We start from the raw sequence: 26,978 nt of genomic DNA, 5'->3' as shown, positions 1-26,978 counted from the left end.
CCTATTGTTGGAACCTGTGCTGTCCGTCGTTCCTCGCCCCGTCACGGTCCGGGCCCCGTCCAAGGTCAACCTGCACCTGGCAGTCGGGGACCTGCGGGAGGACGGCTACCACGAACTGACGACCGTCTTCCAGGCGCTCTCGCTCACCGACGACGTGTCCGTCGTCCCCGCCGAGACCCTCACGGTGCGGGTGCGTGGTGAGGGTGCCGACTCGGTGCCCACCGACGCCTCCAATCTGGTCTGGAAGGCCGCGGAGATGCTCGCGGCCGAGGCCGGCATCGCCCCCGACGTCGAGATCTCGATCGTCAAGGGCATCCCGGTCGCGGGCGGCATGGCCGGCGGCAGCGCCGACGCGGCGGCCGCGCTGGTGGCCCTCGACGAACTGTGGCGACTCGGCCTGGACCGCGACGCCCTCGGCGAGTTCGCGGCGCGACTCGGCAGCGACGTCCCGTTCAGCCTCCACGGCGGTACCGCGTTCGGCACCGGGCGTGGCGAGAAGCTGCTGCCCGTCCTGTCCCGCAACACCTTCCACTGGGTGCTCGCGCTCGCGAAGGGCGGGCTGTCGACCCCGACGGTGTTCCGCGAACTGGATCGGCTCCGCGCCGAGGGCCGGCCGCCCCGCGTCGGCGACGCAGCCGACCTGATGCACGCCCTCGCGTCCGGCGACGCCGAGGCGCTGGCACCGCTGCTCGGCAACGACCTGCAGTCGGCGGCCCTGTCGCTGGCCCCCGAACTGCGGCGCACCCTCCGGGCGGGCGTGACCGCCGGCGCCCTTGCCGGCATCGTGTCCGGATCCGGGCCCACCTGCGCGTTCCTGTGCGCGGATGCCGACGCCGCCGTCGCGGTGGGCGCGGAGCTCTCGGGTGCGGGAGTGTGCCGCACCGTGCGCGTCGCGAGCGGGCCGGTGCCCGGCGCACGCGTGATCGACCCCGAGCCGGAAGGCAGCCACTGATGGCGAATTTGATCAATCTCGAACAGGTTTCGAAGTCCTTCGGCATCAAGCCGCTGCTCGATTCCGTCTCGCTCGGTGTGCAGGAAGGCGAACGCATCGGCGTCGTCGGCCTCAACGGCGGCGGCAAGACGACGATGCTCGAAGTGCTCGCCGGGATCGAGGAACCGGACTCGGGCCGGGTCAGCCGCGTCGGCGGACTGCGGATGGCCGTCGTCACGCAGCGCGGTGTGCTGCCGTCGGGGTCGACGGTCGGCGACGTCGTCCTCGGCCCGCTGGGCGTCGCGGACCACGAGTGGGCCGGTGACGCGCGCATCCGCGGCATCCTCGCGGGCATCGGCATCGACAACCTCGGCCTCGACGCGAAGGTCGACGGCCTCTCCGGCGGCGAACGGCGTCGCGTCGCGCTCGCGGCAGCCCTGGTGCAGGACCTCGACCTGCTCGTGCTCGACGAGCCCACCAACCACCTCGACGTCGAGGGTGTGCAGTGGCTCGCCGAGCACCTGGTGTCGCGGCGCTCGGCGCTGGTCGTCGTCACCCACGACCGCTGGTTCCTCGACACCGTCGCGACGCGGACGTGGGAAGTGGTGGGCGGCAAGGTCGAGAGCTACGAAGGTGGCTACAACGACTGGATCTTCGCTCGCGCCGAGCGGGCCCGGCAGGCCGACGCCGCGGAGGAGCGGCGACAGAACCTGGCGCGCAAGGAACTCGCGTGGCTGCGGCGCGGTCCGCAGGCCCGCACGTCCAAGCCGAAGTACCGGGTGGAGGCGGCCGAGGCGCTCATCGCCGACGTCCCCGCCCCGCGCGACAGCATCGCGCTCGCGTCGTTCGCGAAGCGGCGGCTGGGGCGGGTCGTCGTCGAACTCGAGGACGCCAAGCTCGCCACCCCGGACGGCCGCGAACTGGTGCACGACCTGACGTGGCGGCTCGCGCCGGGCGAGCGCGTCGGCCTGGTCGGGGTCAACGGTTCGGGCAAGACGACGCTGCTTCGCACCCTCGCGGGCGAGCTGGAACCGGCCTCCGGCAAGCGGATCCAGGGCCAGACCGTCAAGATCGGCTGGCTCCGCCAGGAACTCGACGATCTGCCCACCGACATGCGCGTGCTCGACGCCGTCAAGGACGTCGCGGAGCGGATCACGCTGGGCGACAAGGAGATCTCGGCCGGGCAGCTGGCCGAGCGGCTCGGCTTCGCGCCGGCGCGGCAGCGGACGCCGGTCGGCGACCTGTCCGGTGGCGAGCGCCGCCGACTGCAGCTCACCCGCGTGCTGATGTCCGAGCCGAACGTGCTGCTGCTCGACGAGCCCACCAACGACCTGGACATCGACACCCTGCAGCAGCTCGAGGACCTGCTCGACGGCTGGGCCGGCACGATGGTCGTGATCTCCCACGACCGCTACCTCATCGAGCGGATCTGCGACTCCACGTGGGCGCTGTTCGGTGACGGCAAGCTGACGAACCTGCCCGGCGGCATCGAGGAGTACCTGCGGCGGCGCGCGGTGCTCGCCCAGAAGCCGGAGAACGTGGCGCAGTCCGTGGCGTCGACCGCCGGGGCGGCCGCCCCCAAGGTGGCCCGCGACGGCGCCGCCGACCGCGCGGCCCGCAAGGAACTGGCGCGGCTCGAGCGGACGGTGTCGAAGCTGTCCGAGCGGGAGGAGAAGCTGCACGCCCAGCTCGCGGAGGCGGCGACGGACCCGTCCAAGCTGATGAGCCTGGACGCCGAGCTCAAGCAGGTCGTGGCCGAGAAGGAGGCCGCGGAGGAGCAGTGGATGGAACTCGCGTCCGAGCTCGACTGACCCCGTCGGCGAATCGTCCCGTTCGTATTCGCGTGCAACGATAATGCCGCTACCGGCCCCAGATACCTGCGGTGACGGTTAGCCTGCACTAGTACCGTACGCGCGGGGTGGAGGGCGGGCATCGTGGATCTGGAGGCGATAGCCGAGATCAGTCGGCTCAAGTACCGGTACGTGCGCGCCCTCGACACGAAGTCCTGGGTCGATTTCGCGGACACCCTGCTGCCCGACGCGACGGCCACCTACGCCGAGCATCTGCGGTTCGACTCGCGGGACGCCTTCGTGTCGTTCCTGCAGGACACGCTCGGTCCGCACGTCATCACCGAGCACCACTGCGGCCACCCGGAGATCGACGTGCACGGCGACACCGCGACGGGTATCTGGTACCTGTCCGACACGGTCGTGGTGCCCGGCGACCAGATGCTGATGCACGGCGCCGCGTTCTACCAGGACCGGTACGCGAAGGACGCCGCCGGACGGTGGAAGATCGCGCACACCGCGTACGAGCGCACCTACGAGTCGGTGTACTCGCTGGCCGACATGCCGAGCTTCCGGCTCACCTCGAACCGGTGGGCGCTGATCGGGTCGCCGCAGTCGGGGGTGCCCGGGGTGGCCCCGTGACGGACTTCCCTCCGGCCGGCGCCCTGCCGTACCTGACGGTCCGCGGGGCGCGGGAGGCGCTGGAGTGGTACCGGAAGGCGTTCGGCGCCGAACTGGTGGGGGAGCCGATCGTGATGGACGACGGCCGGATCGGGCACGCCGAGTTGCGCCTGCAGACCGGCATGATCTACCTGGCCGAGGAGTTCCCGGAGATGGGGCTCACCGCGCCCGAGTCGGGCGCGACGTCGGTGAGCCTGATGCTGCCGGTCGACGACACCGACGCGGTGCTGGCGCGGGCCCACGACGCCGGCGGCACCGTGGAGCGGTGGATCTCGGAGAACTACGGCCGGCGCAACGCGACGCTGATCGACCCGTTCGGGCACCGCTGGATGCTGTCGGGCCCGGTCAAGCCCTGACGGACGCGTGGGCGGACCAGAGCGGGTCTCCTTCGTCGAGGTGGCCGCTGGGGGAGACCACCGGGCTCGAAGGAGACCCGTCCTCGTCGGCGCGCTACCGGGCCACGTTGTCCAGCACGGGCGCGGGAGTGGGTTCGGCCTGTCCGCCGCTCCGGTTCAGGGTCTCCTTGGACAGGAACACCGCCAGCGCGGACAGTGCGATGAGTCCGATGAAGTACCAGGCGATGTTGGAGGTGCCGCCGCCGTTCCCGAGTCCGACGAGCCAGTTCGCCATGAGCGGCGCGGTGCCGGCGCCGAGGACCGAGCCGAGTTGGAAGGTCAGGGAGACACCGGTATAGCGGTCCTGCGTCTCGAACTTCTCGGCGAGGAAGGCGCCGATCGGGCCGTACATCGACGCCTGGATGATCGGGTTGCCCACCAGGAAGCCGATCGCGACCAGCCAGTAGCTGTCGGAGTTGAACAGCGCGAACATCGGGAAGACGAGCACGACCGAGACCAGTCCACCGACGAGCATGACCGGCCGGCGCCCGAATCGATCCGAGAGCCAGGCGAAGAAGGGGATCGCGAAGATGTGTACGACGCTGGAGAAGGTGAGCATGTAGAGGGCGTCCTGGCGCGGCACCACCCCCTGGGCGGCGACGTAGGGGACGATCCACACGGCGAGGAGCGCCTGCATGAACAGCGGCCCGGCCGCCGCCAGAATTCCGTACACCGTGGATGCCGGGTACTTCTTCAGGACGCGGAGGATCGGCGTGCCGGTGTGTACCTCACCGGCCGCCCGAGCCTTCGCGAAGTCTGGGGACTCCGTCACGCGGTAGCGCATGAACAGACCGACGATCACCAGGGCGGCGGAGAGCAGGAACGGCACGCGCCAGCCCCAGCTGAGGAACTGGTCGTCCGGAAGCCCCGCGAAGAGGGCCAGGACCAGCGTCGCCAGGACAGACCCGGTGGGGCCTCCCGTGACCGCGATCGATGCGGCGAGGCCGCGACGGTTCTGCCCCACGTGCTCGGCGGCCATCAGGGTGGCACCCGCCCATTCGCCGCCGACGGCCAGACCCTGGATGACGCGGAGGGCGACCAGGATCAGCGGTGCGGCCACCCCGATCGTCGCGTAGGTCGGCATGAGGCCGATCGCGACGGACACGAGACCCATCATCATCAAGGTGACGACCAGAATGTTCTTGCGTCCGAACTTGTCGCCGAAGTGGCCGAAGAGGATGCCGCCGATCGGGCGCGAGACATATCCGGCGAGCAGGATGATGAACGAGAGTGTCGACCCGAGTACCGGATCCATCGTCTCCGGGAAGAACAGGGTGGGAAACACCAGGCCTGCAGCGGCACCGTAGAGCAGGAAATCGTAGTACTCGACCGTCGATCCCAGGAAGCTCGAGACCAGGGCGCGGCGCGAATCCCTCGGGGAGGGATCGGTCTGCGCGGGATACGGAACTTGCATTGCACTCCTTCGCTTCGGCTACGTCAGGCGACGAACCCAAAGCGTCAACTGTGTGTCACGTCACAGCAATTGATCGTTCCGTACGACGGAACGACGGGTCGGTGGGCGTGATCGGCCTTCGTGCGACCGGCGGCAGCCACGGCGGGTAGGCGGTCGCCGGGGCGGACGACTAGGGTTTCGCGTATGTCCGCCAGGCAGATCCGCGCGTCGTACCCGGACACCCGCAGTTGGATCCGAGCCATTCCCGGCGCCGCGGCCGGTGCGCCCGCTACCGGACTGCCGATGCCCGGCGACACCGCACTGCCCGCGGACCCGGTGCCGCTGTTCCTGACCTGGCTCGAGGACGCCGTCGTGGCCGGGGTGGTGGAACCGCACGTCGCGACGCTGTCGACGGTGGACGAGTCCGGATTCCCCGACGCCCGCACGTTGCTGCTCAAGGACGTCACCGCGCGCGGGTGGTGGTTCTCGAGTGACTTGCGCTCGGCCAAGGCGCGTCAACTCGACGCCCGTCCCGCGGCGGCGTTGACCTTCTACTGGCGTGAGCAGGGCCGTCAGGTGCGGGTACGTGGCGGGGTGGAACGCGGGGACGTCGATGTGAGCGCACGCGACTTCCGGGAGCGGTCGGCGACGGCGCGGGCGGTTGCGGCGGCGAGTCGGCAGAGCGAGATCCTCACGGATGTCGCCGAATACGATGCCGCGGTCCGGGCGGCGGCGGCCGAACTGGAGGCCGAGCGAATGCTCGTTTCGGAAACCTGGCAGGCTTGGTGTCTGGTTCCGGCGGCAGTCGAGTTCTGGCACGCAGACCCGGGCCGACGGCACCTGCGTCTCCGCTACCGTCGCACCCCGGATGGGGCTGCCGGGTGGCAAGCCGACGCGTTGTGGCCGTGAATCGTTCGACAGGAGAGGTAGGCACGATGACGTCGTTCATCGAGACCCGTGTGCACGGCAGTGTCGCGGAGATCGTGCTGGATCGTCCCAGGGCGCTCAACGCCTTGGACAACAGCATGATTCGCGACATGTACGACGCGCTGGTGCAGTGGCGCGACGACGACGCGATCTCGGCGGTCCTGGTGACCAGCTCATCGGACCGGGCATTTTGTGCGGGCGGCGATATCAAGTCGGTGCGCCAGTCCTCGCTCGACCGGGACACCAACGCGGTCCACAAGTTCTTCTCCACCGAGTACAAGCTCAACGCGCTCATCGCGAACTACCCCAAGCCGTACATCGCGCTGATCGACGGGCACGCGATGGGTGGCGGGCTCGGCATCTCGGTGCACGGCTCGGTGCGTGTGGTGACCGAGCGGGCCGGCCTCGCGATGCCCGAGACGGCGATCGGCTTCTTCCCCGATGTCGGTGCCAGCTACTTCCTGCCGCGGCTGACCGGAGCCGCGGGAATGTACCTGGGCCTGACCGGTGCCCGCGCGTCCGGCGCGGACGCGGTCGCCATCGGGCTGGCCACCCACTTCGTGACCAGTGACAAGGTCGACGCGCTCGCCGCCGACATTCGCGCGATGAGCGCCGGGGACCTCGACACCGTGCTGGCGCGCCACGTCACCGACGCGCCGGCGTCGGAGATGGCGGAGCGGCAGGCCGAGATCGACCGCGTCTTCGGGTCGGGCACTCTGGCGGACATGGTGGCCAGGCTCACCGGCGACGACGTGTGGACCAAGACCACCCGCGAGGAACTGGCGTCGGTGGCGCCCAGCAGCCTGTGGATCACGGCGGAGCTGGTGCGTCGGGGCGCGGACCTGACCCTCGAGCAGTGCCTGGATCTCGAGCTGACGCTCGGTGCCGAGGTCACCTGCAACGCGGACTTCATCGAGGGCGTGCGGGCCCTTCTGGTCGACAAGGACCGCAACCCGTCCTGGAACCCTCCGGCGATCGCAGACATCGATCCGGAGGCGATCGAGGCGCTGTTCACCGAGATCACCGCGGATCCGGCGGAGCGGACGCCGTCAGGCGGTCACGGGAAGGTTCAGGCGTAGTCGCGCACCGCCGAGTGGACTGTCGGTCAGCTCGGCGGTGCCGCCGTGCAGAGCCGCCTGCTGCGCGATGAGCGCGAGACCGAGCCCGGAACCGTCCGGGTGCGCGGACGCCCCTCGCACGAAGCGCTCGAACACGGTCGTCCGCTCGTGTTCCGGAACGCCGGTGCCGTTGTCGTCGACCGTGATCGTGACCTCGCCGGCGTGCCCGGCGACGGTGATCCGGACGCGGTCGGCCACACCGTGACGCGCAGCGTTCACGACGGCGTTCTCGAGAACCATGCGCAGGCCCGACGGCAGCCCGCGCATCGGCAGCGTCGGCGGTGCGGTCAGTGCCACGTCCACGTCGGGAAGGCGACGCGTGGATTCCTGCACGCACCGGTCCGCGACCTCCACCAGGTCGAGATCCTCGTGATCCGCGACGTCGGACAGTTCGCCCACCGCGAGGCTCTCCAGGTCGCTCAGGGTCGCCTCTATCTGACGTTCGGTGGCGCGCAGTTCGCTCAGGATCTCGGTGCGCTGTTCGTCGGTGAGGGGCATGGTGGCCAGCACCTCGAGATCGGTCCGCATGGATGTGAGCGGCGTGCGCAACTCGTGCGCCGAGACGGCCGCGAAGTCCCGGGCCGAGCCGAGCGCCTCCTGGGTTCGGTTCTGGGCCTTACCGATCCGGTCCAGCATGTGACCGATCGCGTCGGCCAGGTCCTCGGCCTCGCGGGCGCCGCGAATGTCCGGCAGCGACGGAGGGAGGTCGCCGCCGACGGTGTGGGTGGCGGCGGCGAGGCGCTGCAGTGGCCGGACGGCGCGCCCGGCGAGAAGCCAGCCGAGACCGGCCGCGACCGCGATCGCGGCGACGGCGGCGCCGGCGACCTGCCACTGCTGCTCCCGGATGGCGCGGGTGAGCGCGTCCTCGGGAACGGACACGGCGATCACCTGGCCGGCGGTCCCGGCGATCGGGACGTCCTTCGCGCGCACGGCGGCACCGTCGATCGTGGTCGTGCGGACCGGGTCCGCTCCGGTGGCCGTCACGGAGGGCTCGAGACCGACAGCAGGGGCGCTCATCTGATCCTCGTACGCGGTGGTGGTGTCCGCCGCGACGCTGAGTGACACCGAATCGAGGGTGCGGTCGAGTTGCTCGGAACCGTTCACCCGTAGGAACACGGCGAAGGCCACACCGATCGCGCCGATGACGATCGTGGCGGCCAGCGCGGACACCAGAGCGACGCGGGTGCGCAACGACAGCGAGTGTCGGCGCGCCTTCACGGCTGTTCCCGCAGAACGAAGCCGACGCCCCGGACGGTGTGCAGCACGCGTGGCATTCCTCCGGCCTCCAGCTTTCTCCTCAGGTACGTCACGAAGACGTCGACGACGTTGGTGTCGGCGTCGAAGTCGTAGCCCCACACCAGTTCCAGCAGGCGAACCCGGCTGAGCACGATGCCGGCATTCTCGGCGAGAACCTCGAGCAGGTCGAACTCGCGTTTGGTGAGGTCGACGCGTTCACCGCCCATGTGCACGCGGCGGCCGGGCAGGTCCACCTCCAGCGGACCCACCGTCACGGTGCCGGAGGGGACGGGGGCGCGGGGTGCCCGGCGCAGCAGCGCCCGCAGTCGCGCCACCAGTTCGCCCAGTTCGAACGGCTTGGTGAGGTAGTCGTCGGCCCCGGCCTCGAGTCCCGCGATCCGGTCGCCGACCGTGCTGCGCGCGCTGAGCACGCAGATCGGGACGTCGTTGCCCATCGCCCGCAGCGCGGTCACCACGCTCACCCCGTCGAGGACCGGCATGTTCACGTCGAGCACGATCGCGTCCGGGCGGGACGCGGACACGGCCCGCAGCGCGGAGGCTCCGTCGTCGGCGGTCTCGATGTCGAAACCGGACAGGCGGAGCCCCCGCGTGAGGGAGGACAGGACCTTGGGGTCGTCGTCGACGAGCAGGATGCGGGCACTATCGGTCACTGCATCCATAGTGCCCGCGTTCATGGAGTGGTCAGCAGTTCGTGGATGTGACGGTCACCGCCCCGTCCTTCGTGTCCGCCGCGGCGCGGTCCTGGGGGACAACTTCGGCGGGAGTGGCTTCGGTGGTCTCGGCGGCGATCGAAATCGTGACCGCCACGTTGCCGTCGCCCACCACCGCCGGATCCGTGGAGATGACGCCGTCGTCGATCAGCTTCTGCAGTTCCTCTGCGGTGAGCGACTGCACCGACACAGCACAGTTGTTGCCGTCGGCGTCGACCGCGGTGCCCTCGGACGCCGGCGTGAGCTGGGCCGCCGGGGTGGCGACGGCCACCGGAGCACCACCAGGAATGGCGTTCTGTGCCCATGCGACGCCGGGCACGGCCATCGCGGCGGTGGCGGCGAGGCCGACGGCCGCGGCAGCGACCTTGCGGCGGGAGATGCGGCTGACGAAGGACGTGTTCATGCGCTGGCTCCTCGTTCGGTGTCGGGGCCCGAGTGGCCTCGACACCGACGAAGCTATGCGGGCGCGACTGGACTTCCGTTGGCGAAGTCTTAGGGATTCGTGAGAATCCCGGAGCAGGTCGATCCCGCTGTCGAGCAGTCTCTTTCAGGCCTGATCGCACCCGTCCGATCCGGTCCGGTGGCGACGTTCAGGACGCCGGTGTGACGGTGACGGTGACGGTGGCTGCGTCGGTCGCGGTCCGAACGGTGAGCAGTCGGCTCTGACGATCCCAGTGCACGACGTCCGCACCCTCCACGTCCACGTCGCCCGGGAATCCACTCTCCGGGAGGTAGATCTCGGTGGGTGCCGTGACCAGCGGGGAGGGGCTGAACGTCACCTGCAGACGGTCCACGGTCGACGACCAGTCGAGGGGCGTGCCGGCCACCGCGCGGGGATAAGGCTTGTTCACGGTGTCGACGAGAAGTGTCCGCGTTCCGTCCGGCAGGTACGGGCCCCACGGTCCCGGGTCGCTGGACCAGTAGGAGACCCCGGCCCCGATCTCGCGCGCGGTCGCGTAGACCCGATCGAAGTAGTCCCGGGCGCCGGGCAGCGTGGTGTCCATCCCGAACTCGCCGAGGATGACCGGAGCCCCGCCGAGCACGCTGCCGGCGACGCGGGAGACGTCGGCGCGCCAGGCGTCGATGGTCGCGTCGGTGAGCGCGCGTGCCGCACCCTCGTAGCCCCCACCGATGTCGAGAGGAAGGGGGTAGAGATGCGGGCAGTAGGCGATGCGCTGGTCGCCCGGCCGCGGATCGGTGATCCTGGCGAGCCCGCTGGGGACGCCCTGGTTGACCCCGATCGCCTGCGGCGCCACGCACACCCAGCTGTCCTGGTCCACCTGGCGAATGGCGTCGGTGGTCCGTTGATACAACGCGGTGAGCGGGCCGCCCTCGAAGGCGGGGCCCTGCAGTGAGCCTCCCCACGGCTCGTTCATCAGGTCGTACGCCACGACGGCGTCGTTGTCGGCGAATCGCTCGGCGACCGCCCGCCAGGCGTTCGCGTAGTGCTCGGTGAGCTCGGGGTGCGTGCCGGTGGTGTTCCAGAAGTTGTCGAACGCCCGCATGACGCCGGGCTGGAGGTAGTACAGCTCCCACCTGTCCTGCGGCTCGACCGGAAGTCCGTCGGTGTAGGTGGCCCATGCCGGTGCGCCGTTGCCGATCGGGCCGGCGCCGTTTCCGGCGCCACCGCCGGGGAGGGCCGCCCCGGAGTACACGTCCTGGTGCATGTCGAGCATGACCTTGTAGCCGCGCTCGGCGTACCAGCCGACGCGTTCCTCGACACGGTCCAGATACGCCGGGTCGTACTGTCCCGGCGCGGGTTCCACCGACCGCCACGAGATGAGGAAGCGCACGAAGTTCGTTCCCATGTCGGCGTGTTCGCGCTCGAGGTCGGACTCGGTGAACAGCGGCATGCCGTCCACCGCGCTCTTTGCGCTCGACGCGGTGTTGAACCCCCGCAGGATCAGCGACCTGCCGGCCGTGTCCGTCAGGTACGACGGATCCGCGGCGGTGCTCCCGCTGCTGCCGGTACCCGGTTCGGGCAGGCTGCTCTGCGCGGCGGCCACACCGCCACCGATGACCAACGAGCCTGCCACGATCAGGGATGTGAATCGGATGCGCCGCAAAGGCTTCTCCTAACGGATGGTTGCTCTGGTCAGGGTTGGGCGTCGATCGTGTCGAGGCCGGAGTGCAGTGGTTGGCTGATGCTGTCGCGGCCGTTCTCGACGTGCCCGACGAGTCGGCGTCGGAAGGTGGCGTCCTCGTCGACGGTCACGACGGACTCGTACCAGCCGTCCTCCGACGGCACGGTCCACGTCGCCCGGCCCCCGGGCGCGAGTCGACGGCGGTCGCCACCGACCACCACCGTCAACTCGTGCGGTCCGCGGTTCGCCGCGACCAGGTCGAGTGTTCGCGTCGACGCGTCCACCGACGTGGACACCTCGAGCGCGGCCGCCGCGCCGTCGGTCGATCCGGTGAACTCTCGCCGGAAACCGTTCGGGCCCAGCAGCGTCAGGTCGTACCGAGGGCCGCCGGGTAGGGCGAGGGTGTCGGTTGCCTCGCCCGAGACGTCGTAGTGGCGCGGCACGTCGAACTCGCCCGCGTACGGATAGAGGGCCAGATGGGCCGAGGCGGTGCCGGTGTTGACCAGGCGGACGGTCAGCGACCGGTCGCCGGGGTTCACGGCCGCGTGCGCGTCCGGTTGGTACGGCAGCGCGCGTGCGGGCCGGGTACCGCTCTCCTGCACGGGAATTCGCTGTTCGGCCGGGGGAGTCGGCGTCCATCGAGGTTCGAGCGGGGGAGTGGGCTGCGGGCGGGTGACGGCGGGCAGGCTGCGGGGGGAGCCGAAATCGAACGCCGACGTCAGGTCCCCGCTCACCGTCCGCCGCCACGGGTCGATCTCCGGCTGCGCGATCCCGAACCGCCTCTCCAGGAACTGCGCGACCGAGGTGTGGTCGAAGACCTGGGAACACACGAAGCCGCCCACGGTCCAGGGCGAGATGATCGTCATCGGCACCCGGGGGCCGAGTCCCAGGGGTTGGTCGCGCACCCACTCGGAGGTCGCGGACAGTGGTGGGCGGGGCGGCGGCACGTGGTCGTAGTAGCCGTCGTTCTCGTCGAAGTTGACGATCACGGCGGTCTTCGCCCACAGCGCCGGGTCGGAGGCGACGGCGTCGAGCACCTGGTACAGCAGTGTGGCGCTCGCGGCCGGCGACGACCCGGACGGATGCTCCGAATCGGCCTCCGACGGAACCAGATAGCTGACCTGCGGCAGTGTGCCGGACTCGACGTCACGCCGGAACTCGGCGGCCAGGGTCCCCGGACGGGACCGGTACAGCGCGCGGTCGTACAGTTCGCGATCGGCGGGGGCGAGGCGGTCGGCGGCGACCGCGAGGGCTTGGACCGCCGCGTCCTGGACCGGCCCGGGCAACGACGGTAGCGCCAGGTAGAAGCCGGCGAGGGTCTGCAGTTCGTAGGGCAGCAGGCTCGGCTGGCCGAGCAGGGCCGCCGCCACCTTCTTGAACGTCGTGAAGTACTCGAGGTTGTTGTCGCCGAAGTTGTCCCACTCCTGGTAGGTCTTCCAGGTGACACCGGCGGCCTGCAGGCGCTCGGGAACGGTGGCCCACCCGTAGCCGGCGTGCCAGGGGTCGTAGGCGGCGTTGGTGACGGCCCGCCCGTCCGGCCCCGCCGGATCCGACGACGACCCCAGGGATGCCGTCGGGCTCGGCCCGGCGGGTTCGAAGCCGGTGTACCCGGACACCCAGTAGTTCCGATTGGGGCTGGTCGATGTCGGCACCGAGCAGTGGTACGCGTCGCAGACGGTGAACGCGTCGGCGAGTTCGTAGTGGAACGGGATGTCCTGGCGGTCGTAGTACGCCATCGTGGTGGCGGTCTTGGCCGCGATCCAGCCGTCGTGCCAGCCGTCCGCGAGCGCCTGGTGGCCGCCCTCCCAGCTGTGGTCGAGTCCGCCCACGTTCTGGGCGTCCATGCGCTGCGCCGCGGCGGAGTCCCGGATCGGGAACGGCAGGACGGGACCGTTCGACCCCGGCTGTTCGAAGACGCCGCCGCCGCCCCGCAGGCGCAGCGCGTTGGGGTCGCCGAACCCGCGCACCCCGCGCAACGTCCCGTAGTAGTGATCGAACGAGCGGTTCTCCTGCATCAGGAGGACCACGTGTTCGATCGACTCGAGCCCGCCCGACTGGACGGGTGTCGCCAGGGCTCGCTGCAGCGAGGGCGGCAGCAGCGAGGACGCTGCCACCGCCGCGGCCGCGCCGGCGCCGGCGGCGAGAAACCTTCGCCGGGAGAGTGCGTTTCGGGTCACGTCGGCTCCACTGGGAAGAAGTTAGGTTCACCTACGGTCCGAGACTGTAAACCAAGCGTCCAGTTTGAGTGCCGAAACGCGCATATCCGCCCGAGGAGCAGATCCCCTCGGGCGAGGCGGCCGCGGTCTAGCCGCCGACGCCGAGCTGCGCCGCGAGTTCCCGCAGCGCCGGGAGCGGCTCGCCCGCCATCGGCAGCACCTGGATCGCGACGTGGTCGGCGCCCACGTCGAGGTGCGCGGTGAGGCGGGCCGCGACGGTGGTCGCGTCGCCGTGCGCGACGAGCGCGTCGATGACGCGGTCGCTGCCGCCGTTGTCGAGTTCCGCGGTCCGGAAACCGAGGCGTTCGAGGTTGCGGCGGTAGTTCCGCAGGTGCAGGTACGGGTTCTCGACGGCCTCGCGGCCGATCGCGCGGGCGGCGTCGGAGTCGGTGGACAGGACCACCTTCTGTTCCGGCGCGAGCAGCGCGTCGGGGCCGAGGATCTCCCGCGCCTGCCGGGTGTGCTCGGGCGGCGTCAGATAGGGGTGCGCGCCGGCGGATCGGTCCGCCGCCAGCCGCAGGACCTTGGGGCCGAGCGCGGCCAGTACCCGCCGCTCCTTCGGGACGCCGGCGTCGTCGAGGACGTCGAGGTAGCGGACGAGCGCGTCGTACGGCTTGTCGGCGCCCATACCGGCCACCTCGGGGTGTCCGACGCCGATGCCGAGGACGAAGCGCCCCGGGTGGCGGGACTCGATGCGCTGGTACGACTTCGCGATCTCGTCGGCCGGCGCGGAGAAGATGTTGACGATCCCGGTCGCCACGGTGATCTTCTCGGTGCCGGCGATCAGGTCCTCGATCACCTGCAGATCGGCGGGCGGGGAGCCGCCGGCCCAGATGGCGCCGTAGCCGAGTCGTTCGATCTCGGCGACCATCTTCGGTGTCGTGACGTACGCCGCCCGCCACACACCGAACCTGCCGAACGTCGGAGTTGCTACCGAATCCTGTGCTGTGACCTCTGCCATACCGGGTCAAACAGGACAGGTCGGTGGATCATTCCGACGCGGTGACGTCCATCTGCGCCGCGGACCGGCGCTGGATCCGCAACCACACCGCGAAGCCCCACAACACGAAGGCCGCATACACCAGGTACAGCAGCGCCGACGGGTAGTAGCCGCCGCTGAACAGCAGCGGCACCCCGACGGCGTCGACGCCGATCCAGATCAACCAGAACTCGGTCCAGCCGCGGGCCATGCCGTAGGTGGCGAGGATCGACCCGGTGAAGATCCAGGCGTCGGGCCACGGGCCCCACGACCCGAGCGCCTCGAAGACCTTCGCGAACACGACGGTGCCGAGCGCCATCGTCGCGATCATGCCCACCCGCGCGCGGGTGGACGCCCAGTGCGGGAGCACGGCCTTGCCGGAGTCGTTCCGCGACTGCAGCCAACGCGTCCAGCCGTACACGCTCACCGTGATGAAGAGCAGTTGTCGCCCGGCCTGGCCGTACAGGTTGAGGTCCTGCGGGGTGTGGAACAGCGCACCCATGAACACCGTGAACAGCAGGGCGTTGCCGATGATCCCCACCGGCCACGCCCACACGACCCGCTTCATCCCGCCGATCGCGGACGCGATGCCGAACGCGTTGCCGATGATCTCGCGCCACAGGATCGTGGCGCCGCCGATGTGCAGTTCGGCGTCGAACAGTGTCTGCAGCAGGCTCACTGATCGCCCGCGGCGACAAGCGCCTCGAGCGTGAGCTCCGGCATCTCCTTCTGGATGTACTGGAGCCGCCACTTGTCGCTGAACAGTGCCAGCAGCACGCCGTCGGTGCGGGTGAACACCTCGACGCCGCGCTGGCGGCCCAGCTCGACCGCCGACTCGGCGTCGGTGCGCCGGGCGAGGGCGTAGCCGAGCGGCTCCATCCGGGCCTCGACGTTGAACTCGGCCTTCATGCGGGCCGCGACCACCTCGAACTGCATGGGGCCGACGGCGGCCATCACGGGGGAGGCGTCGCCGCGGATGTCGTTGCGCAGGATCTGCACGACGCCCTCGGACTCGAGCTGGTCGACCGCGCGGCGGAACTGCTTGTACTTGCTGGCGCTCTCGGCGCGCAGCACCGAGAAGTGCTCGGGGGCGAACGACGGGATCGGCGGGAACTCCACCTTCTTGTCGCTGAACAGCGTGTGGCCGGGGGCGAGTGCGTTGGCGTTGACCAGACCGACGATGTCGCCCGGATACGCGTTCTCGACCGTGTTGCGGTCGCGGCCGAACACCGTCAACGCGTACTTGGTCGCGAACGGCTTGCCGGTCTGGGCGTGCGTGACGACCATGCCGCGTTCGAACACGCCAGAGACGACACGCATGAACGCCAGACGGTCCCGGTGGGCGGCGTCCATGCCGGCCTGCACCTTGAACACGACCGCGCTGAACGGGTCGGTCACCTCGCGGGCGCCGTCGGCGACGTCCTTGCGGGCGCCGGGCGCGGGGGCCAGCGCGATGAGGGTGTCGAGGATCTGCCGGACGCCGAAGTTGAGCATCGCGGACGCGAAGATCACCGGCGAGGTCTGACCGGCCAGGAACAGCTCCTGGTCGTGGTCCTGGCCGCTCGCCGAGAGCAGTTCGCTCTCCTCGGCCGCGGTCACCCACTCGTCGCCCTCGCGGGCCGCGGCGGCGTCGGCATCCATGACCTCCTCGGGGGCGATCTTGGCGCCGCCCGCGGTACGGGTGAAGCGGATGTATTCCTGCGCGACACCGTCCTCGCCCCGGCGGAGCAGACCACGGAAGTCGCCGGCGATCCCGACCGGCCAGTACAGCGGCGTGGGGGTGAGGCCGATCCGTTCGTCGATCTCGTCGAGCAGTTCCAGCGGGGTGCGGCCCGGGCGGTCCCACTTGTTGATCACGGTGATGACCGGGATGCCGCGGTGGCGGCACACCTGGAACAGCTTGAGGGTCTGCGGCTCGAGGCCCTTCGCGGCGTCGATGAGCATCACCGCGGCATCGACGGCGGTGAGCACACGGTAGGTGTCCTCCGAGAAGTCGGAGTGGCCGGGAGTGTCGACCAGATTGACGACGTTGATCTGGTCGTCCGGGGTCTCCTCGGCGTGGTAGTTGAACTGCAGCGCCGTCGACGAGACCGAGATGCCGCGGGCCTTCTCCATCTCCATCCAGTCGGACACCGTCGACTTGCGTCCGGCCTTGCCGTGCACGGCACCGGCCTCCGAGATCACCTTCGCGTGCAGCGCGAGCGCCTCGGTCAGCGTCGACTTACCGGCGTCGGGGTGGGAGATGACCGCGAACGTGCGACGTCGCGCGGCCTCGGCCGCGAGGGACTTCGGTGCGGAACCGGCGATCGGCGCCTTCTCGGCGGTGGTGAGTTCGGCCGAGTCGGGGGCGCTGGTCAACGGTGAACCTCTCGAGAGTCGGGGTCGGTGGACGAACAGGTCAGAACCGTTACCAGGGTACGCGGGCGGTGTCCTGCAGTAACAGGTCGGCACCGCTTCCGGATATACGTGAGGGGATCGGCCGCGCAGTCGTAGTGTCCGGACTGAACCGGAGGAGCTTTCGATGAGCAAGTTCACCGACGAGATGTATGCCACGGCCGCGACCAGCGCGCAGGCCCTGATCACCGGTGAGCCCGACGCGCCGCTCCGGCAGGAGTGGGGCGAGGTGCACGCCGTCGCGCGCCGGATGGCCGGTGCGCTCGCCGCCGCCGGGATACGACCGGGCGACGCGATCGGCGTTCTCGCCGGCATGCCCGTCGACATCGCGCCGGTCTGCCAGGCGACGTGGATGCGGGGCGCGTCGGTGACGATGCTGCACCAGCCGACCCCGCGGACCGATCTGCAGGTGTGGGCGCAGGACACCGAGGCGATCATCCGGATGATCGAGGCCACCGCGGTGATCGTCGGTGCGCCCTTCGAACCGGCGGTGCCGCTGTTGATGGAACGCGGCATCCGGGTCGTGACGATCGACGAGATGCGCGACGGCGAGGACATCGACCCCGTCGAGACCGCCGAGACCGACATCGCGTTGCAACAGCTGACGTCCGGGTCCACCGGTTCACCCAAGGCTGTGCAGCTCACGCACGCCAACTTCTACGCCAACGCCTACGCGATGATCGACCGCGTCAAGTTCAGCCCCGACCGGGACGTGATGATCAGCTGGCTGCCGCTCTTCCACGACATGGGGATGATCGCGTTCCTCTCGGTGCCGATGCAGATCGGTGCCACGACCGTCCACATCACCCCGCTCGACTTCCTCCGGACCCCGCTTCTGTGGGCCGAACTGATGGGCAAGTACCGCGGAACCGTCACCGCCGCACCGAATTTCGCGTACTCGCTGCTGGCCCGTCGGCTCGCGCAGGCCCCGAACGGCGAGTACGACCTGTCGTCGATGCGCTGCCTGCTCAACGGTGCCGAGCCGGTCGACCCCGACACGATGGTCGCGCTCGCGGAGGCCGGCGCCCGCTTCGGACTCGACCCGCTCGCCCTCGCGCCGACCTACGGGATGGCCGAGGCGACGCTCGCGGTGTCGGTGCCCGAACCCGGGCAGGGACTGGTGGTCGACCATGTCGACCCGGACCTGCTCGAAGCGGGCGGGCTGGCGGTCCGCTCCAGCCGGAGCAACGCCCGGCGCTTGGCAACCCTGGGTCCGCTCGTCCCCGGGCTCGAGGGCCGGGTCGTCGCGCAGGACGGGCTGGAACTGCCACGGCGGGCGGTCGGGGTGATCGAGCTGCGCGGAAAGTCCGTCACCCCTGGTTATCTCACCGTCGACGGTCCGGTTTCCACGCAGGACGAGGACGGCTGGATCAGCACCGGCGACATCGGCTACTTCACCGAAGAGGGGCTCGTCGTCGTGTGCGGGCGCGTCAAGGACGTCATCATCATGGGCGGCCGCAACATCTATCCCACCGACATCGAGCGCGCAGCCGGATCGGTCGCGGGGGTGCGCCCGGGCAACGCCGTCGCGATCCGCCTCGACGCCGGCGACAAGCGCGAGAGCTTCGCGGTTGCCGTGGAGACCAACGCAATCGACGACCCCGACGAGGTCAAGCGCATCGAACACGAGGTGGTGCACGCCGTCGTCGCCGAGGTCGGCGTGCGGCCACGCTCCGTTGCCGTGCTCGGTCCCGGCTCGATCCCCAAGACGTCGTCGGGCAAGCTGCGGCGGTCGAGCTCGATCGGGTTGCTCTGACTACTGATCCACCGTGAAGATCACGGCCCGGCCGTTCCGCGCTGCCGCGCGGTAGAAGTCCTTGAGCCCGGACAGAAAGGCCACGGTGTACTCGATGTCGTCCGCATCGCCGGCGCCGTCGTAATCGTCGAACGTGAGCGTGGCGAAGCGATCGCGCAGCCACTGCCCGTCAAGGGGTTCCAGGGCTGCTGCGACCTCGGGAACCTGCTCAGCGGTGACGTAGCAGACGAGATAGTCGTCCTCTTCGTGCAGCGGCACCCCGCCGAGGATGACGTGCGACAGGGGGAACTCGCCGTTGTCGAAGGCCAGGTCGCCGTCCGTGAGGCAGCGGTGCATCGCGTCCCAGGACTTGTCGAGCTCGCAGACGTGGTCCGCTTCCCAGCGCTCCTCGACCTCCCCGACGAGCTGCATCAACTCGTCGTCGTCCCGGCAGGCCAGCAGCCGTTCGGCGTCGTTGCCGTCCAGGGCGAAGAGCACCGCGAGAGCCGTCATTCCGATTCCTCCCATTGATCGACGTGGCGTGATCCAATCACCACCCGCCGACACGTCCGCTGCCGGCGGACGAATCACACACCTTCTGGCGTTGTCACACACCATTTCTGCGTCGAGAAGGTGTGTGATGCCGGCAGGAGGTGTGTGATGCCCGCCGCTCGTGGAGGCGATCAGTGCAGCCGGTTCTGCGCCGCCTCGAGTCCGAGTTGCAGGACCAGTTCGACGGCGTCCGCGGACTCCTCGCAGACGAGGTCGAGTTCCTTGCGTTCGACGCTGGAGAACGGCTTGAGTACGTAGTCGGCGGGGTCTTGGCGGCCCGGGGGGCGCCCGATGCCGACACGGGTGCGCAGGTAGTCCTTGGTGCCGAGGGACTGGGAGATCGAGCGCAGGCCGTTGTGGCCGCCCTCGCCGCCGCCCTGCTTGAGCCGGATGGTGCCGAAGTCGAGGTCCAGCTCGTCGTGGATGACGACGATGTTCTCCGGCTTGACGGAGAAGAAGCGGGCCAGCCCGGACACCGCGCCGCCCGAGAGGTTCATGTACGAGCGGGGCTTGGCGAGGATCACCTGCCGGCCGACGAGCCGGGTCTGCACGATCTCGGCGCCGCTGCGCTTGTGGGCGCTGAACTTTCCGCCCACGCGCCCGGCGAGGACGTCGGCCACCATGAAGCCGACGTTGTGGCGGGTCTTCTCGTACTGCGGTCCCGGGTTGCCCAGGCCGACGACCACTGCGGTGCCGGTCTCGTCACTCACTGCTCGACAGTCCTTTCGAAACGACGGTGCTCATACGACAGCGGCGCGTCGAACCCGAACGGGATCGACGCGCCGCTGGATGTTCAGCGAGATGCTGATCAGGCCTCGGCCTCGGCAGCCTCGGTCTCCTCGCCGGCGGCCGGCTCGGCAGCCTGAGCGGCGACGATGTTCACCAGCAGCAGCTCGGCGTCGTCGGCCAGGGTCGCACCCTTGGGCAGCGCGACAGCGCCGGCCAGGAACTGGGTGCCGACCTCGGCGCCCTCGACCGAGATCTCGACGGACTCGGGGATGTGCAGAGCCTCGACCTCGAGCTTGATCGTGGTGACCTCTTCGGTGACCAGCGCGCCGGGAGCGGCGGTGCCGGTGACGACGATCGGAACCTCGACCGCGACCTTCTCGCCCTTCTGGACGATGAGGAGGTCGGCGTGCTCGATGTGGCGGCGGATCGGGTGGACGACGACCGACTTGGTCAGCGCCAGCTGCTCCTTGCCGTCGATCTCCAGGTTGATGACGACGTTGGTGCCGTGCGCGCGCAGGATGGCGGCGAACTCGCGAGCCGGGAGGTTCAGGTGCTGCGGGTCGGTGCCGTGGCCGTACACGACGGCGGGAACCTGGCCGTCGCGACGAGCGCGGCGGGCAGCGCCCTTGCCGAACTCGGAACGGACCGAGGCTACGAGGCGGTTTTCGTCAGACATGTGAAACGGCTCCTACAACTCACGTGAGATTTCGTTGGCGGTCGTTCGTCGCGGCGAGAGGCGGACGGACACGGACCGGCTGGCGGGCAGAACTGCCCGTGCAGAGCCGTAGCCGCGTCGATCACGGTGATTCAGCGTGTGAAGGTGCTTCGCGAATCGCCCTCGCCGAGACAACTCGAAATACTCTACCGGACGTGCGGGGCCGGACGGGAATCGGCCCGGTCGGCGCGAGAGTGCGTCGACCGGGCCGATCCGGTTCGGGTGGGGGGCGTCAGGCCTTGGCGGCGCTGATGCCGGCGCGACGGCCGAAGAAGCTGCCGTCGCCCAGCGAGGTCCCGGACGCGTAGCCGCCGGCGCAGACGCCGGAGGTGCAGCGGCCGGCCGCGAACAGGCCGGGGATCGGCTCGCCGGAGACGTGCAGCACCTCGGAGTCGACGTTGGTGCGCAGGCCGCCGAGCGTGAAGCCGCCCGTCATACCGCGCAGGTCGATCGCGGCGACGGGGGAGCCGATCGGCTTGACCCACTCAGGCTTCTTGCCGAACAGCGGATCCTCGCCGTTCTCGGCATGACGGTTGTAGACGTCGACCGTGGACTGGAGGGCGCCGGCGGGCAGGCCCATTTCCGCCTCGAGTTCCTCGACAGTCTCGCCAACCCACTTGGGCTGGTGCCGCAGCTGTTCGGTCGCGGTCGGGCGGGTTAGGCCCTCCTCGTACGCGGCTTCGTCGATGATCAGGTACGACTGGTTCTCGTTCTCGTACAGCGTGGCCTGACCGACGCGGCCCGGGTAGGTGTCCTCGTTGATGTACCGCTGGCCGCGGCCGTTGACCAGGATGCCGCGGATGAAGAGCTGCGGATCGCAGAAGAACGCAACCTCAGCCGCGTCCATGTGCGCGAGGTCGGCGCCGAGTGCCTGTGCCATGCGGATCGCCCGGCCGTCGTGCTCCTCGATCGATGCGGCCGGCCGGCCCACCAACTTCGGTGCGTACGACTCGAGCATGGTGTCGTTGTATGCGAAGCTGCCGGTCGCCAGGACGACGCCCTTGCGGGCGCGAACGGCGACATCCTTGCCGTACTGCTTGGCCTGGATGCCGACGACGCGACCATCGGTATCGACGATCAGGGCCTGCACGCGCATGTCGTACTCGGCGCGCACGCCCAGCTCGGCCGCCTTGTCGGTGAGCGGCTTCATCAGCATGTAGCCGCCACCCTTTTCGCCGCCACTCTGCTTGTCCGACATCTGCGGGACGTGACCACGCGGGGCCGGGGGAATGGTGGCGTTGAACGGCGCGGCGTTCTCACCGCCCGAGTACTGCAGGCCGTCGTCTCCGGGCGGCTCCCAGCCCGGCTCGCCCCAGAAGCTCATCTTGAACGGCACGCCGCACTCGTCGACCAACCAGTGGTAGTGGTCGACGCTGCCGTCGCAGTAGGCGTCGATCTTCGCCTCGTCGGTGCCGGGGCCGAGAGCGGCCTTCATGAAGGCCTTCATGTTGTCGACGGTGTCCTCGAACCCGCACGCCTTCTGCAGCGGGGTGCCACCGCCCATGTAGATGAAGCCGCCGGCCATCGCCGCGGCGCCACCCCAGCCCCCGGTGCGCTCGAGCACCAGGACGTCGGCGCCCGCCTGGGCGGCGCCCACAGCGGCGGAGGCGCCGGCGACACCGAACCCGGCGACGACGACGTCGGCCTCGTAGGCCCATTCGGTGACCTGCTCTGCCGGGATGGGACGGATCGGTGTGGCGTCAGCCATGTGGTGGTCCTCTCACGCGAATAAATGTGTGACACAGATCATTTACACCGGAGGAAGGTTTGACGTCATGGAGATCCCGCCCAGCGGGAACCCATCTTCGAATGTGACCCGACCGACCAGTCCGTTCGGTGAAGGGGTCAGGCGACCCGCGCGACGGCCGCCAGGAACCGGTCGATGTCGCTGTCGGACACGAAGTAGTGCGCGGAGGCGCGCACGACCGCGTCGAGTCCGCGCGCGCTCATGTCGAGCAGAGTCGACGACCGCCCGCTCACCGTCACCGTTATCGCGTTGCGTGCCAGCTGTTCCCGGACGCTTCCCGGATCGACGCCCTCGACGGTGAAGGTGACGATGCCGCAGCGATCGGTGCCAAGGTCGCGGACGGTCACACCGCGGAGATCACCGAGGCCGCCGCGCATCCTCTCGGCACGATCGGCGATGGCGGTTGCGGCGTACTCGATTCCGATGCCGAGCAGGTAGTCGGCCGCCGCACCGAGCCCGAGGCGTGCGGCGACGTCGCATTCCCACAACTCGAATCGTTGCGCGTCCGGCGCCGGTCGATACGCGTCCGGGCCGGTCCACTCGGCGCCGTGCAGATCCAGCCCTGTCGGCTCGAGGGATCCCGCGAGTTCACCACGCACATAGAGGAACCCGGTTCCTCTCGGTCCGCGCAGCCACTTCCGGCCGGTGGCGGACAGCGCGTCCACCCCGAGCGCGCCGACGTCGATGGGAACCTGCCCCACCGACTGGCACGCGTCCAGCAGCACCAGCGCGCCGTGGCGATGCGCCGCCTCCACCACCTCCCGGACCGGATTGATCAACCCGCCGTTCGTCGGAACGTGGACCAGCGACACCAATCGGACGCGGTCGTCGAGCATCCGTTCGAGGGCCTCGACGTCGATGCGACCGCTGGGATCGCTCGGGACGACCTCCACCGTCGCACCCGTCGCGCGGGCACGGTGCAGTGCGGTGATCGCATTGCTGGCGTACTCCACCTGGGAGATCAGGATCCGGTCGCCCTGCGCGAAGCGGATCGCGGCCACGAGTTCGCTCCAGGCCCGCGTGGCGCTGTCCATGAGGGCGATGTCGCGCGGCGCCGCGCCGATCAGCGCGGCCAGCGACCCGCGCACCGCGGCGAGGTCGTCGGCCCGTTCGGCGGCCGCGACGTAGCCGCCGACCTCGGCCTCGCGGCGCAGGTGCCCGATCACGGTCGCCAGCACCGGCTGCGGTGGCAGTGACGAGCCCGCGCTGTCGAGAAACACCCTTTCCAGACATCCCGGGGTATCGCGTCGAAGCCGTTCCATGTCGAGCATCGCCAAATCCTCCCGATCGGTAGCCACGACGGGGAGCGGGCTCTACCCTCGAGGAGGACGCTCGACCGCTCCCGAGGGGAGGATGGCATGGTTGTCGCAGTCGAGTCCACCGGTCTCAGCACGCGCCCCGCGGCAGAGTCCTACGTCGGCGGAGTGTGCTTCAAGCTGGGGCCTCCGAGGCTGATCGGTGCCGAACTCGAATGGCTCACCGAACACCGAAGTCCCTCGTCCACCCGCCCCGACCTCGCATCCATCGCCGCAGCTCTCGGGCCTCACGCCCCGCGGTCGATCGTCCCCGATTCTCCCGCGCACCCGCTGCCGTCCGGCAGCCTCGTCACCATCGAACCCGGTGGTCAGATAGAACTCTCCAGCGCGCCCCGCGACAGTGCCGTCGCGATCTGCGACGCCCTCGCCTCCGACGAACGGACCCTGCGCGCGCTGCTCGCGACCCGCTCCATCACTACACACGCGCACGCCGCCGATTCCCGGCGGCCCGCGCAGCGCCTGCTCCAACTGCCGCGCTACCGGGCGATGGAGGAGCGGTTCGAGGACATCGGCCCGTTCGGCAAGCTCATGATGTGCAACACCGCGGCCGTGCAGGTCAGCGTCGACGTCGGGGCCGACACCGCGGACGTCGCCCGCCGGTGGAACCTGCTGCACACCGTCGGGCCCGCGCTGATCGCGGCGTTCGCGTGCTCGCCGCGGCTGCGTGGCATCCCCTCGGGCGACTGGGCGTCGCAGCGGATGCGGACCTGGCTCGAGCTCGACGGGTCGCGCACGAGCGGGCCCGCGGAGTCCGGGGAGTTCTCGGTGGACCCGATCGGCGACTACGCGCGGTGGGTGCTCGACGTCCCGCTGCTGTGCGTGAGGCGCGACGGACCGTGCTGGGCGGCCCCGCCCGGTGCGACGTTCGCGGACTGGATCGACGGCGCGCTCGACGACGAACTCGGTCGGCGGCCAACGCGCGCCGACCTCGACTACCACCTGACGACGGTGTTTCCCCCGGTCCGGGCGGTCGGCCACCTCGAGGTGCGGTACTTCGACACCCAGCCGGGTGACCGGTGGCGCCTGCCGGTGGCGGCGCTCGAGGCGCTGCTGATCGCGCCGGAGGCCCTCGACGTCGCGTTGCCGACCCGCGGCCGGTGGCGGGATGCGGCGCGTGACGGGCTGGCGGACGGCGATCTGCGCAGCGGCGCGGTCGCGTTGCTCGAGTTGGCGGCCGACCACGCGCCGGACCGCGTTCTCGCATCGGAACTGGCGGCCGCCGCCCGACGGTGCCATCGCGGCGAGCGGCCGGACGAGGAGCCCAGGTGAACGGCCTGCGCGAGCAGCTCGAGTCGGCGTTGTCGAGGGCCCGGCAGCGCACGGTCGCGCTCACCGACTGCGTCGACGAGCCCGATCTCGTGGCACAGCACTCGCCCCTGATGAGCCCGCTGGTGTGGGATCTCGCCCACATCGGGAACCAGGAGGAGCTGTGGCTGGTCCGGGACGTCGGCGGCCGTGACGCGGTGCGCAGCGACATCGACGAGCTGTACGACGCGTTCAAGCACGCGCGCGCGGCGCGCCCGACGCTCCCGCTGCTGGGGCCCGGGGAGGCCCGGCGCTACGTCGGCGAGGTCCGGGAGAAGGTCTGGGACGTTCTGGACGCGAGCAGGTTTCGTGGCAGTCGGCTCGAGGAGAACGGGTTCGCGTTCGCCATGATCGCGCAGCACGAACAGCAGCACGACGAGACGATGCTCGCGACACACCAGTTGCGTGCCGGGGTGGCGGTGCTGACCGCGCCGCCCGTCGCCGTCCCCATCGCTCCGGTGCTCGAACCCGAAGTCGTCATCCCGGCAGGCGAATTCACGATGGGAACGTCCGAGGACCACTGGGCGCTCGACAACGAGCGGCCCGCGCACCGGGTGTTCGTCGACGAGTTCGCGATCGACACCGTCCCGGTGAGCAACGCCGACTACACGGCGTTCATCGAGGACGGCGGTTACCGGCGGCGGGAACTGTGGAGCACCCGCGGATGGCGGCATCGGGTCGAGGCCGGGCTCGAGGCGCCGCAGTTCTGGATCGGCGACGGCGGCGGGCATTGGTGGCGGCAGCGGTTCGGGGTGCTCGAACCGGTGCCGCCGGCCGAACCGGTGGTGCACGTCTGCTGGTTCGAGGCGCAGGCGTACGCGCGGTGGGCCGGCAAGCGGTTGCCCACGGAGGCCGAGTGGGAGAAGGCGGCGCGCTGGCATCCGGCCAGCGGACGCTCGCGGCGGTTCCCCTGGGGTGACGACGATCCCGACCGCCGGCGGGCCAATGTCGGGCAGCGCCATCTCGGTCCCGCCCCGGTCGGGTCCTATCCCAAGGGTGCGTCCCCGGCGGGTGTGTACCAACTGATCGGCGACGTGTGGGAGTGGACGTCGTCGCCGTTCACCGGGTACCCGGGCTTCGAGGCGTTCCCCTACCGGGAGTACTCCGAGGTGTTCTTCGGCGGCGACTACCGTGTCCTGCGCGGCGGTTCGTTCGGGACCGACCCGGTGGTGTGCCGGGGCACGTTCCGGAACTGGGACCATCCGATCCGACGCCAGATCTTCGCGGGCTTCCGCTGCGCGAGGGACGTCTGATGTGTCGCCATCTGGGCTACGTCGGTCCGACGCGCTCGGTCCGCGAGGTGATCACGGCGGGGGAGTTCTCGCTGCTGCGGCAGTCGTGGGACCCACGGGACATGCGCGGCGGCGGCACCATCAACGCCGACGGGTTCGGCGCCGCATGGTGGGGGTCGACGCTGTCGCGGTACCGCAGCGCGATGCCGATCTGGTCGGATCCCGCACTGCCCGAGATGCTCTCGCGGGTCCGCTCGCACGCGGTGCTCGCGGCGATCCGTTCGGCGACGGTCGGGATGCCGGTCGAACGCAGCGCGTGCGCGCCGTTCGTCTCGGGGCACTGGGCGTTCAGCCACAACGGGCGGATCGTCGGCTGGCCCGAATCGATGGTGGAGCCGGCGCGGGGACTGCCGACCGTCGACCTGCTGGGCCTGGAGGCACCCACCGATTCGGCGCTGCTGTGGCTGCTGGTGCGGGACGCGCTGCGGGAGAACAGTCCGGAGGTCGCGTTGATACAGGTCACGCAGCTCGTGGCCGAGGCCGCGCCCGAGTCGAGGCTGAACATGCTGCTCGGTGACGGACGGCAGCTGTGGGCCACGACGTGGGACCACTCGTTGTCGGCGCTCGTCGACGACGACCGTGCGGTCCTGAGCTCCGAACCGTTCGACCGGAACCACGAGTGGAAGGAGATACCCGACGGGCACATCGTCACCGCACGACCCGGTCACCTGATCAACACCCCGCTGTGAGCGTCATCCGAGCCGAACATTTCAGA

At 70.0% G+C, this 26,978-nt stretch carries 24 protein-coding genes; 10 read left to right on the top strand and 14 right to left on the bottom strand.

From position 1 onward, the window contains the following. Positions 1 to 16 precede the first annotated feature (16 nt). From EGT67_RS05680 to EGT67_RS05665, 4 genes are all read left to right on the top strand, one after another. The gene (locus EGT67_RS05680) at positions 17 to 952 is read left to right on the top strand and encodes a 4-(cytidine 5'-diphospho)-2-C-methyl-D-erythritol kinase (protein ID WP_127915082.1); all 936 of its coding nucleotides are present in this window, start codon (positions 17 to 19) and stop codon (positions 950 to 952) included. Further along, positions 952 to 2,742, top strand: a complete 1,791-nt coding sequence (locus EGT67_RS05675; RefSeq protein WP_127915081.1) for an ABC-F family ATP-binding cassette domain-containing protein — start codon at positions 952 to 954, stop codon at positions 2,740 to 2,742. Before EGT67_RS05680 ends, EGT67_RS05675 begins: the two co-directional genes overlap by 1 nt. Before the next feature lie 123 nt (positions 2,743 to 2,865). Then, positions 2,866 to 3,360, top strand: a complete 495-nt coding sequence (locus tag EGT67_RS05670; RefSeq protein WP_127915080.1) for a nuclear transport factor 2 family protein — start codon at positions 2,866 to 2,868, stop codon at positions 3,358 to 3,360. Continuing rightward, entirely contained in the window at positions 3,357 to 3,755 is a 399-nt protein-coding gene (locus EGT67_RS05665) for a VOC family protein (RefSeq protein ID WP_127915079.1), read from the top strand. The genes EGT67_RS05670 and EGT67_RS05665 overlap by 4 nt, the downstream gene beginning before the upstream one ends. A 94-nt stretch (positions 3,756 to 3,849) precedes the next feature. Here the strand turns inward: EGT67_RS05665 and EGT67_RS05660 are convergent, their stop codons facing one another. Continuing rightward, positions 3,850 to 5,208: an MFS transporter gene (locus EGT67_RS05660; RefSeq protein ID WP_127915078.1), complete on the bottom strand. Its 1,359-nt coding sequence runs from the start codon at positions 5,206 to 5,208 to the stop codon at positions 3,850 to 3,852. A gap of 183 nt (positions 5,209 to 5,391) precedes the next feature. On the opposite strand from EGT67_RS05660, the gene EGT67_RS05655 reads away from it, so the two are divergent. Further along, complete coding sequence (locus EGT67_RS05655) at positions 5,392 to 6,096, top strand: pyridoxine/pyridoxamine 5'-phosphate oxidase (protein ID WP_127915077.1); 705 nt, start codon at positions 5,392 to 5,394, stop codon at positions 6,094 to 6,096. Between the two features lie 26 nt (positions 6,097 to 6,122). Beyond that, a complete protein-coding gene (locus EGT67_RS05650) occupies positions 6,123 to 7,193 on the top strand; it encodes an enoyl-CoA hydratase/isomerase family protein (RefSeq protein ID WP_127915076.1) in 1,071 nt (356 codons plus the stop codon). Here EGT67_RS05650 and EGT67_RS05645 read toward each other — a convergent pair. The 8 genes from EGT67_RS05645 to EGT67_RS05610 all read right to left on the bottom strand — a co-directional run bounded on the left by EGT67_RS05645 (position 7,164) and on the right by EGT67_RS05610 (position 16,836). Continuing rightward, entirely contained in the window at positions 7,164 to 8,450 is a 1,287-nt protein-coding gene (locus EGT67_RS05645; protein WP_127915075.1) for a sensor histidine kinase, read from the bottom strand. The genes EGT67_RS05650 and EGT67_RS05645 overlap by 30 nt on opposite strands. Continuing rightward, a complete protein-coding gene (locus tag EGT67_RS05640; protein WP_127915074.1) occupies positions 8,447 to 9,148 on the bottom strand; it encodes a response regulator transcription factor in 702 nt (233 codons plus the stop codon). Before EGT67_RS05640 ends, EGT67_RS05645 begins: the two co-directional genes overlap by 4 nt. A gap of 22 nt (positions 9,149 to 9,170) precedes the next feature. Continuing rightward, positions 9,171 to 9,602, bottom strand: a complete 432-nt coding sequence (locus EGT67_RS05635; RefSeq protein ID WP_127915073.1) for a hypothetical protein — start codon at positions 9,600 to 9,602, stop codon at positions 9,171 to 9,173. A gap of 187 nt (positions 9,603 to 9,789) precedes the next feature. Then, the gene (locus EGT67_RS05630) at positions 9,790 to 11,235 is read right to left on the bottom strand and encodes a cellulase family glycosylhydrolase (protein ID WP_241565905.1); all 1,446 of its coding nucleotides are present in this window, start codon (positions 11,233 to 11,235) and stop codon (positions 9,790 to 9,792) included. 59 nt (positions 11,236 to 11,294) lie between these two features. Beyond that, complete coding sequence (locus tag EGT67_RS05625; protein WP_127915071.1) at positions 11,295 to 13,460, bottom strand: phosphocholine-specific phospholipase C; 2,166 nt, start codon at positions 13,458 to 13,460, stop codon at positions 11,295 to 11,297. A 127-nt stretch (positions 13,461 to 13,587) separates the two neighbouring features. Then, positions 13,588 to 14,460, bottom strand: coding sequence for an LLM class F420-dependent oxidoreductase (locus EGT67_RS05620; protein ID WP_127915070.1), 873 nt, complete (start codon positions 14,458 to 14,460; stop codon positions 13,588 to 13,590). Positions 14,461 to 14,488: 28 nt separating this feature from the next. Then, entirely contained in the window at positions 14,489 to 15,157 is a 669-nt protein-coding gene (gene pnuC, locus EGT67_RS05615) for a nicotinamide riboside transporter PnuC (RefSeq protein WP_127915069.1), read from the bottom strand. Continuing rightward, a complete protein-coding gene (locus tag EGT67_RS05610; protein WP_127915068.1) occupies positions 15,154 to 16,836 on the bottom strand; it encodes a peptide chain release factor 3 in 1,683 nt (560 codons plus the stop codon). The genes pnuC and EGT67_RS05610 overlap by 4 nt, the downstream gene beginning before the upstream one ends. Before the next feature lie 163 nt (positions 16,837 to 16,999). On the opposite strand from EGT67_RS05610, the gene EGT67_RS05605 reads away from it, so the two are divergent. Then, positions 17,000 to 18,628 carry a fatty acyl-AMP ligase gene (locus tag EGT67_RS05605; protein ID WP_127915067.1) on the top strand — a complete coding sequence of 543 codons (1,629 nt, stop codon included), beginning with the start codon at positions 17,000 to 17,002 and terminating at the stop codon, positions 18,626 to 18,628. On the opposite strand, the gene EGT67_RS05600 is transcribed toward EGT67_RS05605, so the two are convergent. The 5 genes from EGT67_RS05600 to EGT67_RS05580 form a co-directional block, all read right to left on the bottom strand. After that, complete coding sequence (locus EGT67_RS05600) at positions 18,629 to 19,120, bottom strand: YfbM family protein (RefSeq protein WP_164877489.1); 492 nt, start codon at positions 19,118 to 19,120, stop codon at positions 18,629 to 18,631. 170 nt (positions 19,121 to 19,290) lie between these two features. After that, positions 19,291 to 19,869, bottom strand: a complete 579-nt coding sequence (gene pth, locus EGT67_RS05595) for an aminoacyl-tRNA hydrolase (protein ID WP_127915065.1) — start codon at positions 19,867 to 19,869, stop codon at positions 19,291 to 19,293. A gap of 98 nt (positions 19,870 to 19,967) precedes the next feature. Continuing rightward, entirely contained in the window at positions 19,968 to 20,564 is a 597-nt protein-coding gene (locus EGT67_RS05590) for a 50S ribosomal protein L25/general stress protein Ctc (protein ID WP_127915064.1), read from the bottom strand. A gap of 271 nt (positions 20,565 to 20,835) precedes the next feature. Continuing rightward, on the bottom strand, positions 20,836 to 22,311 hold the full coding sequence (locus EGT67_RS05585; RefSeq protein WP_127915063.1) for an FAD-dependent oxidoreductase: 1,476 nt from the start codon (positions 22,309 to 22,311) through the stop codon (positions 20,836 to 20,838). A gap of 137 nt (positions 22,312 to 22,448) precedes the next feature. Further along, on the bottom strand, positions 22,449 to 23,621 hold the full coding sequence (locus EGT67_RS05580; protein WP_127915062.1) for an aminotransferase class V-fold PLP-dependent enzyme: 1,173 nt from the start codon (positions 23,619 to 23,621) through the stop codon (positions 22,449 to 22,451). 87 nt (positions 23,622 to 23,708) lie between these two features. Between EGT67_RS05580 and egtA the strand changes: the two genes are divergently transcribed. The 3 genes from egtA to egtC are packed head-to-tail and all read left to right on the top strand — an operon-like array spanning position 23,709 to position 26,952. Beyond that, on the top strand, positions 23,709 to 24,935 hold the full coding sequence (gene egtA, locus EGT67_RS05575) for an ergothioneine biosynthesis glutamate--cysteine ligase EgtA (RefSeq protein WP_127915061.1): 1,227 nt from the start codon (positions 23,709 to 23,711) through the stop codon (positions 24,933 to 24,935). Beyond that, positions 24,932 to 26,224 carry an ergothioneine biosynthesis protein EgtB gene (egtB, locus tag EGT67_RS05570; protein WP_241565904.1) on the top strand — a complete coding sequence of 431 codons (1,293 nt, stop codon included), beginning with the start codon at positions 24,932 to 24,934 and terminating at the stop codon, positions 26,222 to 26,224. The genes egtA and egtB overlap by 4 nt, the downstream gene beginning before the upstream one ends. Beyond that, positions 26,224 to 26,952: an ergothioneine biosynthesis protein EgtC gene (gene egtC / locus EGT67_RS05565; RefSeq protein ID WP_127915059.1), complete on the top strand. Its 729-nt coding sequence runs from the start codon at positions 26,224 to 26,226 to the stop codon at positions 26,950 to 26,952. The genes egtB and egtC overlap by 1 nt, the downstream gene beginning before the upstream one ends. Positions 26,953 to 26,978 lie beyond the last annotated feature (26 nt).

This window comes from Prescottella agglutinans (assembly GCF_004011865.1).
GTDB lineage: Bacteria > Actinomycetota > Actinomycetes > Mycobacteriales > Mycobacteriaceae > Prescottella > Prescottella agglutinans.
Note: the sequence above shows the minus strand (reverse complement) of the source record. Positions and strands in the feature narration are given on the sequence as shown.